Raw genomic sequence first — 14,655 nt, 5'->3', positions numbered from 1 at the left:
TCAGGCAAACGGCAACCGCTCGGCCACAAAGTCCATCAGGCTGCGCAGGGCGGGCGCCAGGTGTTCCCGGCTCGGGTAGATGAGATAGAAGGGGTTGGGCGGCACGGCGAGCTCGGGCAACACCTTCTGCAAGCGGCCACTAGCCAGATCCCCTTCGCAGACGTGATGGGGCAGCAGGGCAATTCCCCCCTCGTTGATGGCCAGCTCCCGCAGCGCCAGCAGGCTGTTGCTGATGCAGGCCCCCTGCGGCCGCCAGCCCCCCTCCTGCAGCGGCCACACCGGCAACGACGTGTGCACCAGGCAGGCGTATCGACCCAGCTCGCTCAGCTGTTGCGGCATGCCGTGGGCCGCCAGATAGGCGGGGGCCGCCACCAAGTACCGCGGCACCTGACCGATGCGCCGGCAGATGAGGCTGGAGTCTTTCAGCGGCGCCGCCCGTAGCGCCAGATCGTAACCCTCCCCCACCAGATCGAGCTGCTCATCACAGAGGGTCAGCTCCAGCACCACCTCGGGATAGAGGGCCCGAAACTCGGCCAGGATCCGGCCGAGCAGCAGGGTGCCAGTGGCCTCCGGCGCGGTGATCCGCACCCGGCCGGCCGGGGCCGCGCGCAGCCGCGCCATCGCCAGATTGGCGCTGCGGGCCAGCGCCAGCAGCGCCCGGCACTGCTCCACATAGACCTCTCCCTGCGGGGTCAGGCTCAGCCGGCGGGTGGTGCGCTGCAACAGGCGCACCCCGAGCTGGGATTCGAGCCGCGAGATCTTCTGGCTGACCGAGGATTTGGGCATGCCAAGCAGCTCGGCCGCGCCGGTAAAACTGCCCTGCTCCACCACGGTGGCGAACAGCCCCATCAGCTCCAGTTCGACATTGTTCATATATTCAAACAGTCTTTACCAATTACCCATCTTAATCTGAATAATCAACCAGACTAGAGTGGCTGGCAATCCCCATCCAACCGATTTGAAAGGAACTGCCATGAAAGCCATCGCCCTGACCCACTATCTGCCGAGCGATCATCCCGACTGCTTCATCGAGGCCAATCTGGCCGACCCGACACCGGGCCCGCGCGACCTGCTGGTGCGGGTCAACGCCACCTCCATCAACCCGGTCGACACCAAGGTGCGCGCCCCCAAGGCCAAGATCGAGAGCAGCCCGCGGGTGCTGGGCTGGGACGCCGTGGGCGAGGTGATCGCCGTCGGCCCTGAGGTGACCCTGTTCAAGGCGGGCGACCGGGTCTGGTATGCCGGCGACATCAGCCGCCCCGGCAGCAACAGCGCCCTGCAACTGGTGGATGAGCGCATCGCCGCCCTCGCCCCAGCCAGCCTGAGCGACCTGGAAGCGGCCGCCCTGCCGCTCACCGCCATCACCGCCTGGGAGACCCTGTTCGAGCGCATGAGCCTCAGCCGCGAGAGCCGCGGACGGCTGCTCATCATCGGCGGTGCCGGCGGGGTCGGCTCCATCGCCATCCAGCTGGCCCGCCAGCTCACCGGCATGGAGGTGATCGCCACCGCCTCCCGCCCCGAAACCCGGGCCTGGTGTCTGCAGATGGGGGCCCATCAGGTGGTGAGCCATCACCAGTTGCAGGAGGAGCTCACCGCCCTCGGCATCAACCAGGTGGACGCCATCTTCTGCACCAATGCCACCGAGCAGCACTGGGATGCCATGGCCAGCCTCATCAGCCCGTTCGGCCATATCTGCACCATCGCCGAGTCGAGCGAGCCCTGGGATCTCTCCCTGCTCAAGAGCAAGAGCGTCACCTTCAGCCAGGAGTTCATGTTTACCCGCTCCCTGTTCCAGACCCCGGACATGATTGAGCAGCACAACCTGTTGGGGCTGGTCGCCGCCCTGGTGGATCAGGGCGTGGTCAAGAGCACCCTCAGCAAGGTGGTACCCGAGCTGACCCCGACGACCCTGGCGCAAGCCCATGCCGAGGTGGAAGCCGGCCGCATGGTGGGCAAGCTGGTGATCGACATGAGCCGGTTCGGCAACTAATCCCTTATGGGTAAAAACTGCACCATCATGGGGTGAACTCACCAGTGACAAGCCCCATCACTGCACAGCACATATCAGGCAACAGACAGTCACCACGCAGCTTCACCATAAAAAAGCCAAAAAAAGGGGCCATCCCGCCGGGATGGCCCTAAATACCTGAACGTTGGGGTAACAATCACACACATATCCTTATGCAGGACCTCTGAACCTTTGCAGCTAGTGTGCCAATCCCGCCCCCCTCCCCGCTTGCTTGCCACATTGTGCCCTGCCACCTGGGTCTGCAGCCCCCGGCCAACCAGCAGGCAAAAAAAAGCCACCCGAAGGTGGCTGAAAAAGATGACGGAACTTTCCTAGAGCAAAGCATTCAGCGGGAACAGGTTGCTTCCCGTCACCCAATGAGGAATACATGAACCGTGCCAACTCGGCAAAGTCTGCCTCCTCCACCACACTGCATGGGCAAACCACGACAGCACACGCCCATGATGATAGAATCCCGCAGTTTCACATTTATGAAGAGTCGACGCCATGCCCTGGATACAAATTCGAATCAACGCCACTGCCAAGACCGCAGACAAGGTGAGCAATATGCTGCTGGGGCGTGGTGCCCAGGCGGTGACCTTTATGGATGCCAAGGATGTGCCCGTCTATGAACCCATGCCCGGTGAAACCCCGCTCTGGGGCGAGACCGAAGTAATGGGGCTGTTCGACGCCGAAACCGATCCGGCCCCCACCATCGCCTTCTTCCAGCAGATCTTCGGCGAAGACGTGGGCTACAAGGTGGAGCAGCTGGAAGACAAGGACTGGGTGCGCGAGTGGATGGATCACTTCCACCCCATGCAGTTCGGTGAGCGGCTGTGGATCTGCCCGAGCTGGCGCGACGTGCCAAACCCCGATGCGGTCAACGTCATGCTGGACCCGGGTCTGGCCTTCGGTACCGGTACCCACCCCACCACGGCGCTCTGCCTGCAGTGGCTGGACGGGCTGGATCTGGCCGGTAAAACCGTGGTCGACTTTGGTTGCGGCTCCGGCATCCTCGGCATCGCCGCCCTGAAACTGGGCGCCGCCCGGGTCATCGGCATCGACATCGATCCGCAGGCCATCCAGGCCAGCCGTGACAACGCGATGCGCAATGGCGTCGCCGATCAGATCGAACTCTACCTGCCGGCGGATCAGCCGCAAGATGTCGAAGCGGACGTGGTGGTCGCCAACATCCTGGCCGGCCCGCTGCGCGAGCTGGCGCCGCTTATCGCCGGCCACGGCAAGGCGGGCAGCCTGATGGCTCTCTCCGGTGTACTGGAAAGCCAGGCGCCAGAGCTGGAGACCATCTACGGCCAGTGGTTCGAGATGGACCCGACCGCCGTCAAGGAAGAGTGGTGCCGCCTCTCCGGCCGTAAACTCGGCTGATAAGCAACAAGCCACGGCGGCTGCCAACCCATCGGCCGCAAGCTCGGCTGATAAGCAACAAGCCACGGCGGCTGCCAACCCATCGGCCGTAAACTCGGCTGATAAGCAACAAGCCACGGCGGCTGCCAGCCCATCAGCTACAAACTCGGCTAAGCGGCACTTGCCAAACTATCAACGGGGCTCCCACACGGGAGCCTCGTCTATTTTCGGCCCGCCGGCGGCAGCTGCATCTTCGCTGATTCCACCACCCAGCGCCATCCATGCTCATTTGACCACACAGCTCACCTCGTTTCCGGTAGGATAGGCCGCCAGTCCCCCCTGCGACACGGAGTGCTTATGCGGATTGCCATACTGGACGACTATCAGGATCAGGTGCGTCATCTGCCCTGTTTTACCCGCCTGGCGGGCCACGACGTCACCATTCTCACCCGAAGCGAACCTGACCCCGAGCGCCTTGCCGCCAAGCTGGCAGGGGTGGAGGCGCTGGTGCTCATCCGCGAGCGCACCCGCATCGACGAAGCCTTGCTGCGCAGGCTCCCCTCCCTTCGCCTCATCAGCCAGACCGGCAAGATCAGCCAGCATATCGACCCCATCCTGTGTCAGCGCCACGGGGTGGCCGTCGCCGAAGGCATCGGCAGCCCGGTGGCGCCCGCCGAGCTCTGCTGGGCCCTCATCATGGCGGCCTCCCGCCACCTCCCGGTCTATTGCCATGCCCTCGCCCAGGGGCAGTGGCAGCAGTCCGGCACACTGGGGCTGGGGCGTACCTTGCAGGGGCTGACGCTCGGCATCTGGGGCTACGGCAAGATTGGCAAACTGGTGGCCGGTTACGGCCGGGCCTTCGGCATGTCGGTGCTGATCTGGGGCAGCGAGGGCTCCCGCCGGCAGGCCGAGCAGGATGGCCATGCCAGCGCCTGTGACAAAGAGAGCTTCTTTCGCGAGGCCGACGTCCTCTCTTTGCATCTGCGCCTGAACGAGGCCACCCGTGGCTGCGTGACCCGCGCCGATCTTGCGCGGATGAAAGCGGACTCCCTGCTGGTCAACGTCAGTCGGGCGGAGCTTGTCGAGCCCGGCGCCCTTTATGCCGAACTCGCCGCCAACCCGACCCGACGGGCAGCCCTCGACGTGTTCGACGCAGAGCCCGCCACGGTGCAGAGCGAGCCTTTGCTGCGCCTGCCCAATGTGCTGGCTACGCCTCATCTCGGCTATGTGGAGCGCAACAGCTACCAACTCTACTTTCAGGCCGCCTTTGACAACCTGATTGCCTTTGCCGAGGGCAGGCCGACCAATCTGGTGCTGCCCGTAGCGGGCCGCTGATCACGGTTATCCGGCGACCGGGCCGCTAGCATGTATAACCCAGGCGCCACAAAGACAAGCCACAGGAGCCCCCATGACCGAGTACGACAAGATGATCGCCAGCCAGCCTTACAACTGCATGGCACCGGAACTGGATCTGTTGCGCCGGGAGACGGCCCGCCTGTACCGCCGCTTCAATCGCAGCGACGAGGAGGATGAACAGCTGGCGCTGCTGCAGCAGATCGTCGGCGAGCTGGCCCAGGGCGCCTTTATCTGCCCGCCCCTCTACTGCACCTATGGCCGCCACATTCACCTAGGCGAGCGCAGCTACATCAACATGGGAGCCACCCTGCTGGACAACGCCCCCATTCGCATCGGCGCCGAGGTGATGATAGGGCCGAACGTGCAGATCTACACCGCCGCCCACGCGCTGGACACCGATGAGCGGACTCAAGGGGTGGAGACCGCGCTGCCGGTCACCATCGAGGACAGGGTCTGGATCGGTGGCGGCGCCATTCTGCTGCCCGGCGTCACCATAGGGCGGGAGGCCATCGTGGGCGCCGGAGCCGTGGTCACCAAAGATGTGCCGGCCGGTGCCCGGGTGGCCGGCAACCCGGCCCGCGTGCTGCCCGCCAAAGGCAAGACGCCGGTAAGCTAGCGGCGCGCGCCGGGCGCTACGGAATTAAGGGGATCGGCGCCTGAAAAGCGCGGATAAAAATGAAGCCCAATGTCATCAAGACCATGCTGGCCTGTAAAAAGGCGACCTTTCCGGTCCTAGGAGGTTGAGGGTACCGGTACCTAAAAAACGCCCAAACAAATGAAGCCCAATGTCATCAAGACCATGATGGTCTGTAAAAAGGTGACCTTTCCGGTCCTAGGAGGTTGAGGGTACCGGTACCTAAAAAGCGCCCAAAAAAATGAAGCCCAATGTCATCAAGACCATGATGGTCTGTAAAAAGGTGACCTTTCCGGTCCTAGGAGGTTGAGGGTACCGGTACCTAAAAAGCGCCCAAAAAAATGAAGCCCAATGTCATCAAGACGTTGGGCTGTAAAAAGGTGCTACGGAATTGCGACTCTCATCGCAGAAAATTAGAAGGGGTCACCTTCTAAACTGGCACAGGAATATTAACGAGGCGCAAACGTTTTACATAGCGTAATAAACCAGGATTGAGAACGGCATCTCACTATTTAAAAAATTCCCTGCCAGCGACGGCCTGCCTCTTGGCAATTTTTCATTTATCAGTACAGCCTGTCGCCAGAAACAAAAAAGCCATGACAAGTCAGGGCTTTATCGACAGTTCATCAGACTAGAAGCGACGAACGAACTCGCTCACCGGCAGCTCGCGCAGCTTGCGGGCCTCCAGCATGGGGGTGCCGAGGTAGAGGAAGCCCACCAGCTGATCGTCTGTGCCAAGGCCAAGGCCGGCCTGGATCTGCTCGTCAAAGATAAACCAGCCGGAGCGCCAGATGCCGTTGAAGCCCTGGGCCTGGGCCGCCATCTGCATCGCCATCAGGGCGCAGCCGGCGGAGAGCTCCTGTTCCAGTCGCGGTACCTTGGGGTGCTCCTGATGGCGGGTCGCCACCGCGATCACCAGGGGTGCGCGCAGCGGAGCTTCCCGGCACTTCTTGATGCTCTCTTCATCCTCACCTCGGCTGCGGGCGGCTTCCGCCAAAAGGGTGCCCAACCGCTCGCGCCCCTCCCCTTCGAACAGGATGAACTGCCAGGGGGTCAGGGTGCCGTGATCCGGCACCCGCAGTCCGGCCTTGAGGATATTGTCGAGCACCTCGCCGGCGGGAGCCGGCTCGGCCAGACGGCCACAGGAGTGGCGGTTGAGCAATAACGTCAGTGCATCCATCAAAATCTCCTTCATTGAGAAAAGGTCGGGCCTAGGCTCAGAATGACCTGGAAAGATTGAGCCTCCATTCCCAGACATTCAGCCCCCCCTGACCCAGGCTGAGATAACCGGTACTGGCCGTGACCGTGGTGTCTCCACCCAGCAGAGTGCGCAGCCCGACCCGCATAGTGCCGCTCAACGGCTGGGTGCGGGCCATGTCCAGATTGCCCGTCAGGATATAGCCATCGTTAGGTCTCTCAAAGCCATAATCGAGACCCAGTTCCCCATAAGGCATCACCGGCACACCATCGCGGGTATGATAGAGCCGGCTCAGCTCCAGCGTCCCCGTCAGGTTGCCCTGGTTGTAACTGTCGCTCCCCCGTTCCAGCTGCAGGGGCAGGCCACGGTAATCCCCTTGCAACCGATAGCCGTCACTGCGGCCATGACTGTAACTGATCGCTAGTCGGGGACGGAGGGTGAACGCGTCCCACTCGAACTGGGCCGAGCCCCCCAGGTTGCCGCTCACGGACGTCGAACCGTAGTCACCGCTGAGAAACAACAAGCCTTGCTCGTTGTCCATCCAGCCATACATCAGGGTCGCATCCAGCATCCAGCGTTCCGACAATTGATAAGTGAAGTAGGGGCCCAGATTGTAGCCCCCTGCAGCCAGCCTCATCCCCCCTTCGAAGGCACTTGCCTTGCTGTCGAGTCGGGAGACGGCAAATCCCAGCGACATAGCCTGATCGAGACGAGTCTCTGCCCCCAAGGTAAACACATTGGTACTGCCGGACAGATCGCTCCCTTCCCGGTGATCCACTATGTCGTAGTAGACCTCGTCCCCCCACAAGGCCCAGCGTCTGGGCTGTGGCTGCCCCACCACAACCACAGCCTCCCGGGAAGAGGGACAATCCGGATATCGATCGCGCAGAGTAGGCGGCAGCTGTGCTCGCTCGTCTGCCATGACGCACAATCTGGTTTCATTCCAAGCGCGCTCGCTCGCCAGCTCTCCGGCCGGATGCGTTACCATCGGGAGCACAGGTGTGGGCAGCAGACCTGTGGGCGGCTGTAAAACTCCGGGTCGAGTCGGCATCACTCCCTGCGGCGGCAGAGTGCCAACCGGCGGTGTTACGCCGCCGGGCAGGGTCGGCATCATCCCCTGTGGCGGTAAAGTGCCCACCGGCGGTGTTACGCCGCCGGGCCGGGTCGGCATCATCCCCTGCGGCGGCAGAGTGCCAACCGGCGGTGTTACGCCGCCGGGCAGGGTCGGCATCATCCCCTGTGGCGGTAAAGTGCCCACCGGCGGTGTTACGCCGCCGGGCCGGGTCGGCATCATCCCCTGCGGCGGCAAAGTGCCCATCGGCGGTGTTACGCCGCCGGGCCGGGTAGGCATCATCCCCTGTGGCGGTAAAGTGCCCACCGGCGGTGTTACGCCGCCGGGCCGGGTCGGCATCATTCCCTGCGGCGGCAAAGTGCCCACCGGCGGTGTTACGCCACCGGGCCGGGTCGGCATCATCCCCTGTGGCGGTAAAGTGCCCACCGGCGGTGTTACGCCGCCGGGCAGGGTCGGCATCATTCCCTGCGGCGGCAAAGTGCCCATCGGTGGTGTTACACCGCCGGGCCGAGTCGGCATCATCCCCTGCGGCGGCAAAGTGCCCACCGGCGGTGTTACGCCGCCGGGCCGGGTCGGCATCATCCCTTGTGGCGGCAGAGTACCTATCGGCGGTGTTACACCGCTCTCGGGAGGCAAAACAGCGATAGGAGGGAGCGGCCTGGTCGGCAGAGTGGGCGGAGTGAAATTACCGGGAAAGGTGAAATGTCCATTTTGCTGGTTATCCGTATCGAGCAGGACTCGTTTACCTGATGTCGTATCCAGATAGGCATATAGCTTGTGGGTACCGCCGTTTTGTACCTCGGGTGACAGGGTCAGATGTAGGCCTCTGCGGTCCTGACTCCAGTTGTCATAGACTTGCCCCTGCTTGGCCGACTCCACCTCAAACTGGCCGGATGACACGGCTGAGAGCCAGACCGAATGCAGTTGATCGCTGGTCCAGCCAAGAAAGATCAATCTGCCGGCAGGATCCGCCAACGCCGGTGAGCAATACAGCATCACCGCCAATGCGACTGAGCCAACACGAGGAGCAGGGTTGCAGACTGGGTTTATGGGTGTTGCCGGGCACATGGTAATGTCCTTATTGCCTTGTCCGGGAGAGGGGATTGGCCGACACGTTCAGGCCAATGGTGGCACCAAGGGGGCATATCTGGCTTGCTGAGCCTGCCCCCGTCTGGCGGTACATCCCTCATGACGCCAGACAGGTATTTGTTGACCCTATGTTAATTTCAGTCAAGCCACAAGCGCCGGCTCTGCCAGAGCAAGGAGATTTCCTATGCAAAGAGGGGCTTGTCGCCCCTCTCGCTTTCCCGTGCCTGAACCTCTTCTAGATGAGGGCCGCCAGCTCGGCCCCCTGGCGGATGGCGCGCTTGGCATCCAGCTCAGCGGCCACGTCGGCCCCACCGATGATGTGCACCGGCTTGCCCGCCGCCTGCAGACCGGCCTGCAGCTCCTTGAGCGGCTCCTGGCCGGCGCAGATGATCACCTGATCCACCGGCAGGCACTGCTGCTGGTCGCCCACCCGGATGTGAAGCCCCTCGTCGTCGATGCGCAGATACTGCACGCCGGAGAGCATCTCCACCTTGCGGTTCTTCAAGACGGTGCGGTGGATCCAGCCGGTGGTCTTGCCCAGGCCGTCGCCCACCTTGCTCTCCTTGCGCTGGAGCAGCCAGATCTGGCGCTCGGGGGCGTCGATCACCGGGGCCGTCAGACCGCCGCGCTCGCCGAGCTGCTTGTCGATGCCCCACTCCTTAAGCCAGTGATCCCGGCTCTGGCCCCCATCCGCCCGTTTTTCCACCAGATATTCGGCCACGTCAAAGCCGATGCCGCCGGCGCCGATCACCGCCACCTTCTCGCCCACCGGCTTGTGATCCCGCAAGACATCGAGGTAACTCATCACCTTGGGATGCTCTATACCCGGAATGTTGGGGGTGCGCGGGCGGATGCCGGTGGCGAGGATCACCTCGTCAAAACCGCCGCCGAGCAAGCTCTCGGCGCTCTGGCGCTGGCCCAGATAGAGCTCGACGCCGCACTTCTCCAGCCGCTTGGCAAAGTAGCGCAGGGTTTCGTGAAACTCCTCCTTGCCCGGGATCTGCTTGGCGAAGTTGAACTGGCCGCCGATCTCGCTGGCCTGATCGAACAGGCTCACCTGATGGCCACGCTCGGCGGCGTAGCAGGCAAACGCCAGCCCGGCCGGACCGGCCCCCACCACCGCCAGCTTCTTGGGCTGGGGCACCCGGCCGAAGTTGAGCTCGGTCTCGAAACAGGCGCGCGGATTGACCAGGCAGGAGGCACGCTTCTGCTTGAAGATGTGGTCGAGGCAGGCCTGGTTGCAGGCGATGCAGGTGTTGATCTCGTCCGCCCTGTCTTCAGCCGCCTTGATGACGAATTCAGGGTCGGCCAGGAAGGGGCGCGCCATGGAGACCATATCCGCCTCGCCGCCCGCCAGAATGCGCTCGGCCACCTCTGGGGTGTTGATGCGGTTGGTGGTAATAAGCGGCACCTTGAGGTGTTTTTTCAGCTCGGCGGTCACCCAACTGAAGGCGCCGCGCGGCACGCTGGTGGCGATGGTGGGAATGCGCGCCTCGTGCCAGCCGATGCCAGTGTTGATGAGAGTGACCCCCACCTGCTCCAGCGCCTTGCCGAGCGCAATCACCTCTTCCAGGGTCGAGCCCTGCTCTACCAGATCCAGCATGGAGAGGCGGAAGATGATGATGAAATCCGGCCCGACCCGCTCGCGGATGGCGCGGACGATCTCTACCGGGAAGCGCATGCGGTTTTCACTGCTGCCACCCCAGCCGTCGGTGCGCTTGTTGGTACGCTCGCAGATGAACTGGTTGATGAGATAGCCTTCCGAGCCCATCACCTCGACTCCGTCGTAGCCCGCGCTCCTGGCCAGTTGCGCGGTGGCGGCGAAGTCGCGGATGGTGCCGCGGATCTGCCGCTCGCTCATGGCGCGCGGCTTGAACGGCGAGATTGGGGCCTTGAGGGCGCTCGGCGCCAGGCTGAATGGATGATAGGCGTAGCGGCCGGCATGGAGGATCTGCAGCGCTATCTTGCCCCCCTCCTGATGCACCGCACTGGTCACCTTCTTGTGCTTGGCCACCTGCCAGGGAAAGCTCAGCTGGGAGCCGTGGGGCACCAGTCGGCCACGCAGGTTGGGGGCGATGCCGCCGGTCACGATGAGGCCGACCCCGCCCCGGGCCCGCTCGCCATAGAAGGCGGCCAGCTTGTCAAAGCCCCCCTTCTCCTCTTCGAGGCCGGTGTGCATGGATCCCATCAACACGCGGTTGCGCAGCTGGGTAAAGCCCAGATCGAGGGGGGTCAGCAGGGTCGGGTAACGGCTCATCATGAACTCCTTGTCGGGGCCGGGCTGGATGGCACCACGCCCATCCCCCGCCGTCCGGACTCAGGCCTGGAACAAGGCGGCAGCATGGGTGGGCGGCTCACAGGGCCTCCAGTTAATTTTTTGTTATCAAACCGAGGCTAGAGTAAAGAATCAAAAATGCTTTTTCAAACAAATGTTTGGACAATTTTTCGGCGAACAGACGTGTTCCGAACTCACCGGCTCCGATCCTCTCCAAGCGGAAATGGCATTTCACCGGCCAACTGGTTAATAATGGCGCTTCCCTACCCATTAACAGGGCGATAACGCGACTATGTCTATTTTCAAAGGTCTGGGTTGGCTGTTTCGCAGCCTGTGGCGCCTGCTCAATTTCACCCGGCTGATGCTGGTCAATCTGCTGTTTCTCGTCGTGGTCTTGATCATCGTTTTCAGCGTCAGCCAGAAAGAGGCCCCCAGCGCCCCCATCGAAGGGGCCCTCACCCTCAATCTCTCCGGCGTACTGGTGGAACAGCGCTCGCAGACCGATCCCACGGTGCAGTTGCTGCGCCAGGTGGACAACAGCGACGAACTGCCCAGCGAGATCGTTCTCTCCGATCTGCTGTGGGCCATCAAGAACGCCAAGGATGACGATCGCATCAAGGCGCTGGTGATCAAGCCCCAGGGGCTGCAGGGCACCAGCTTCTCCAAACTGCAGGAGGTGGCGAGCGCCATCGATGCATTCAAAGAGAGCGGCAAGCCGGTCATCGCCATGGCAGACTTCTACACCCAGGGCCAGTACCTGCTGGCTGCCCACGCCGATCACGTGCTGCTCAACCAGAGCGGCGCCGTGGTGATCGAGGGACTCGGCGTCTACCAGACCTACTACAAGTCGGCGCTGGAGAAGCTCAACATCACCCCGCACGTGTTCAAGGTCGGCACCTATAAATCCTTCGTCGAGCCCTATACCCGCGACGAGATGTCCCCCGAGAGCAAGGAGGCGAACCAGCGCTGGCTGGATCAGCTGTGGCAATCCTATGTGACCGATGTGGCCGAGCAGCGTGAAATCGAACCGGACGCCGTGGCGCCGGGCAAGGATCGCTTCCTCGAGCTGCTGCGCAAGGCCGGCGGCAACGCGGCCAACTACGCCCTCGACAACGGTCTGGTCGACCAGCTGGCGACCCGCGACGAGATGACCCAGGCGGTGATCAAGGAAGTGGGCGAGAGCGATGACCACGGCTGGAAGGGGGTTGGCCTGAAAGAATACCTGGCCGCCATTCCGAACCAGTATCCCCAGAGCGGCAAGGATGAAGTGGGCCTCATCGTCGCCAGCGGCGCCATCATGGATGGTGTCCAGCCCGCCGGCACCATCGGCGGTGACAGCCTCTCCGATCTGCTGGCCGATGCCCGCCGTGACGACAAGGTGAAGGCCGTGGTGCTGCGGGTCGACAGCCCCGGCGGCAGCGCCTTCGCCGCCGAGCAGATCCGCGCCGAGCTGCTGGCCCTCAAGCAGGCCGGCAAGCCGGTGGTGATCTCCATGGGCAGCTACGCCGCCTCCGGCGGCTACTGGATCTCCGCCGATGCAGACAAGATCTTCGCCTCCCCCACCACCCTCACCGGCTCCATCGGGGTGTTCGGTATGTTCGCCACCATCGACAAGGCGCTCTCCCAGTACGGGGTGCACACCGACGGCGTCGGCACCACCGACTATGTCGGCGTCGGCCTCACCCGCGCCCTGCCGGAACACGTCGGACAGGCGATCCAGCTGAACGTGGAGGATACCTACCAGCGCTTCGTCGGTCTGGTGAGCAAGGGCCGCGGCCTGAGCCCGGAAGAGACCGAGAAAGCGGCAGAGGGCCGGGTCTGGACCGGTCAGGATGCCAAGGCGCTGGGCCTGGTGGACGAGTTTGGCGATCAGGAGGCGGCCATCAAGGCGGCAGCCGAGCTGGCCAACCTCAAGGAGTGGCAGGTCGCCCCCATCGAGCAGGAAGAGTCGGCCAAAGACAAGTTCCTGCGCCAGCTGTTCGACAGCAGCGCCCAGGTGCTGGCTTCGCACCTGCAGAGCTGGCTGCCGGCCGGCCTTGGCAAGGCGCTGGTGGAGGTGAACCGCAGCCTGGACCCGCTGACCCGCTTCAACGATCCGCAGGGCACCTACGCCCTCTGCCCGGTCTGCACGCCCTGATCGGCAACCAACGCAAAAAAACCGCCAATCGGCGGTTTTTTTATGGTGCAGTGAAAGTGCTCAGCCCAGTAGGCCGGCACCGTGCCAGTGCTGCAGTTCGGCCAGTACCCGGGTCTCCCGCGCCGTCCACTGGGGGCAGGAGCCCGCCAGCTGGGTCTTGTTGGTCTGCAGCGCCTCGGCCAGCTCGAACCAGCCCGGCGTGAAGCCGAGCCTGATCTCGTAGGGCTGGGGCCGCGGCTCGCTCCAGTTCTCTCCCACCTGACAGAGGTAGTAGAAGGAGCGGATGCAGTAGGCGTCGTAGTCGGCCTCGCGGGCCGGACGGTACTCCCGCGTCTGCCCGAGCAGGGCGCCGACCGCCACCAGCTCGGCGCCACACTCTTCGCGCAGCTCGCGGGCCAGAGCGGTACGGTGGCACTCGCCGTGCTCGATACCGCCACCGGGAAACATGAGATCGCCGTTGACACTGGAGTGCACCAGCAGCAGCTGGTCGCCACGCAGCACGACGGCCCGGACGGTGACCCGCTCCAGCTGGCGGCCATCCGTATTGACCCGGCCGTGGGTGAGCCGGATGTCGAAGGGGTGAGGCCAGTCACTGGCCAGAGGTTCAATGTGGTTCATCAGGATTCAGGGACGATAGGTTCCGCTTTTCAGCTGTTCGACCAGGATGGCGGCCTGGCTGTCCAGCCCCTCCTGCTGTTGTTTGCTCAGGGAGTGGTAGAGGCTGAAACGGCTGGCCGACACCTCGGCGGCGTTCTGGAACGACTCGCTCACCTTGCCCCACAGATAGGCCTGCCCGTACTCCTTCTGGCCCATGTAGAGGGTGCTGAGGGAGGTAAGGATGCGGCCGTTCACCTGATCCCCTTCCCGGTAGAGAGAGAGGGCGTGCTGCATCAGCGCGATGGCCTTTTGCGGCTCGCGCTTGGCATAGATGCCCCCGAGCGCCAGTTGCAGTTCGGGCTCCTCGAGCGCGGGCTGCCCCTCCAGCGCCAGAAACTGCTGGCGGGCCAGCTCGTTGGTGTTGTTGGTCCAGTGCCAGAGCAGCAGATAGGGATCCTTGGCGTTGCGGGTAGCAGCATCGAGCTGGGCCAGCTGGTCACCAGCCGCCAGCATCCCCTCCACCCGCGGGCTCTTCTGCTCGCGGGCCCGCTTGTACTCGATGTTGGTGGAGCGCTCGGCACACTTGAGATAGCGCTCCAGGCTGCGCATCAACTCGTACTGATGCCGCTCAGTCTGCTCCGCCTGCAGGTAGTAGCGAGCCCGGATGATGTCGCTGCGCTCGTAACGACACCAGCCGTCGTCCACCAGATCCTGACAGAGGGCCGGATAGTTGGCACAGATGTTGTGGATCCTGTCATCGTCACAGGCGGTGAGCACCAGGCCGCAACAGAGGCCGAACAGCAGGGTTCTAGCTGGAAAAGGGGTCATGGTTCACATCTTGTTGGTAACAATTGCAGCCCGCTATAGCCACCCTTGGCTAGCAAACGAATTACATATCCATTACAATGCGCGCGCCGTATAAGA

11 protein-coding genes are annotated in these 14,655 nt (G+C 63.3%); 5 read left to right on the top strand and 6 right to left on the bottom strand.

All coding sequences use genetic code 11. The features are described 5' to 3' along the window. Entirely contained in the window at positions 1 to 873 is an 873-nt protein-coding gene (locus CK627_RS08965; protein WP_054545430.1) for a LysR family transcriptional regulator, read from the bottom strand. 100 nt (positions 874 to 973) lie between these two features. Here CK627_RS08965 and CK627_RS08960 point away from each other — a divergent pair, with 100 nt between their 5' ends. The 4 genes from CK627_RS08960 (at position 974) to CK627_RS08945 (ending at position 5,345) form a co-directional block, all read left to right on the top strand. Continuing rightward, entirely contained in the window at positions 974 to 1,990 is a 1,017-nt protein-coding gene (locus CK627_RS08960) for a zinc-binding alcohol dehydrogenase family protein (protein WP_095592149.1), read from the top strand. Positions 1,991 to 2,515: 525 nt separating this feature from the next. After that, positions 2,516 to 3,394: a 50S ribosomal protein L11 methyltransferase gene (gene prmA / locus CK627_RS08955; protein ID WP_005298012.1), complete on the top strand. Its 879-nt coding sequence runs from the start codon at positions 2,516 to 2,518 to the stop codon at positions 3,392 to 3,394. A gap of 336 nt (positions 3,395 to 3,730) precedes the next feature. Continuing rightward, positions 3,731 to 4,708, top strand: a complete 978-nt coding sequence (locus CK627_RS08950; RefSeq protein WP_095592148.1) for a D-2-hydroxyacid dehydrogenase family protein — start codon at positions 3,731 to 3,733, stop codon at positions 4,706 to 4,708. Between the two features lie 73 nt (positions 4,709 to 4,781). Next, positions 4,782 to 5,345, top strand: coding sequence for a sugar O-acetyltransferase (locus CK627_RS08945; RefSeq protein WP_095592147.1), 564 nt, complete (start codon positions 4,782 to 4,784; stop codon positions 5,343 to 5,345). A 649-nt stretch (positions 5,346 to 5,994) separates the two neighbouring features. Here CK627_RS08945 and CK627_RS08940 read toward each other — a convergent pair. The 3 genes from CK627_RS08940 to CK627_RS08930 all read right to left on the bottom strand — a co-directional run bounded on the left by CK627_RS08940 (position 5,995) and on the right by CK627_RS08930 (position 10,979). Next, entirely contained in the window at positions 5,995 to 6,543 is a 549-nt protein-coding gene (locus CK627_RS08940; RefSeq protein WP_095592146.1) for an NAD(P)H nitroreductase, read from the bottom strand. 37 nt (positions 6,544 to 6,580) lie between these two features. After that, positions 6,581 to 8,119, bottom strand: coding sequence for an autotransporter outer membrane beta-barrel domain-containing protein (locus CK627_RS23025; RefSeq protein WP_254425356.1), 1,539 nt, complete (start codon positions 8,117 to 8,119; stop codon positions 6,581 to 6,583). An 838-nt stretch (positions 8,120 to 8,957) separates the two neighbouring features. Continuing rightward, positions 8,958 to 10,979 carry an NADPH-dependent 2,4-dienoyl-CoA reductase gene (locus CK627_RS08930; RefSeq protein ID WP_095592145.1) on the bottom strand — a complete coding sequence of 674 codons (2,022 nt, stop codon included), beginning with the start codon at positions 10,977 to 10,979 and terminating at the stop codon, positions 8,958 to 8,960. Positions 10,980 to 11,289: 310 nt separating this feature from the next. Between CK627_RS08930 and sppA the strand changes: the two genes are divergently transcribed. After that, positions 11,290 to 13,134, top strand: coding sequence for a signal peptide peptidase SppA (gene sppA, locus CK627_RS08925; RefSeq protein ID WP_065016754.1), 1,845 nt, complete (start codon positions 11,290 to 11,292; stop codon positions 13,132 to 13,134). A gap of 60 nt (positions 13,135 to 13,194) precedes the next feature. On the opposite strand, the gene CK627_RS08920 is transcribed toward sppA, so the two are convergent. Together CK627_RS08920 and CK627_RS08915 are read right to left on the bottom strand one after the other, a co-directional pair. Continuing rightward, entirely contained in the window at positions 13,195 to 13,752 is a 558-nt protein-coding gene (locus CK627_RS08920; protein WP_017780303.1) for an NUDIX domain-containing protein, read from the bottom strand. A gap of 6 nt (positions 13,753 to 13,758) precedes the next feature. Further along, entirely contained in the window at positions 13,759 to 14,559 is an 801-nt protein-coding gene (locus tag CK627_RS08915; RefSeq protein WP_005297998.1) for a DUF2989 domain-containing protein, read from the bottom strand. Positions 14,560 to 14,655: the final 96 nt, after the last annotated feature.

Source organism: Aeromonas dhakensis, assembly GCF_002285935.1.
In the GTDB taxonomy this organism is placed as follows: Bacteria; Pseudomonadota; Gammaproteobacteria; order Enterobacterales; family Aeromonadaceae; genus Aeromonas; species Aeromonas dhakensis.
This window is presented reverse-complemented; position numbering and strand designations above follow the sequence as displayed.

Bases quoted from the DNA above. Each gene is read 5' to 3' on its own strand.
- CK627_RS23025 (WP_254425356.1), bottom strand. From the start codon at position 8,119: ATGGGCACTTTGCCGCCGCAGGGAATGATGCCGACCCTGCCCGGCGGC.
- CK627_RS08945 (WP_095592147.1), top strand. From the start codon at position 4,782: ATGACCGAGTACGACAAGATGATCGCCAGCCAGCCTTACAACTGCATG.
- CK627_RS08960 (WP_095592149.1), top strand. From the start codon at position 974: ATGAAAGCCATCGCCCTGACCCACTATCTGCCGAGCGATCATCCCGAC.
- CK627_RS08930 (WP_095592145.1), bottom strand. From the start codon at position 10,979: ATGAGCCGTTACCCGACCCTGCTGACCCCCCTCGATCTGGGCTTTACC.
- CK627_RS08940 (WP_095592146.1), bottom strand. From the start codon at position 6,543: ATGGATGCACTGACGTTATTGCTCAACCGCCACTCCTGTGGCCGTCTG.
- CK627_RS08920 (WP_017780303.1), bottom strand. From the start codon at position 13,752: ATGAACCACATTGAACCTCTGGCCAGTGACTGGCCTCACCCCTTCGAC.
- prmA (WP_005298012.1), top strand. From the start codon at position 2,516: ATGCCCTGGATACAAATTCGAATCAACGCCACTGCCAAGACCGCAGAC.
- sppA (WP_065016754.1), top strand. From the start codon at position 11,290: ATGTCTATTTTCAAAGGTCTGGGTTGGCTGTTTCGCAGCCTGTGGCGC.
- CK627_RS08950 (WP_095592148.1), top strand. From the start codon at position 3,731: ATGCGGATTGCCATACTGGACGACTATCAGGATCAGGTGCGTCATCTG.
- CK627_RS08965 (WP_054545430.1), bottom strand. From the start codon at position 873: ATGAACAATGTCGAACTGGAGCTGATGGGGCTGTTCGCCACCGTGGTG.
- CK627_RS08915 (WP_005297998.1), bottom strand. From the start codon at position 14,559: ATGACCCCTTTTCCAGCTAGAACCCTGCTGTTCGGCCTCTGTTGCGGC.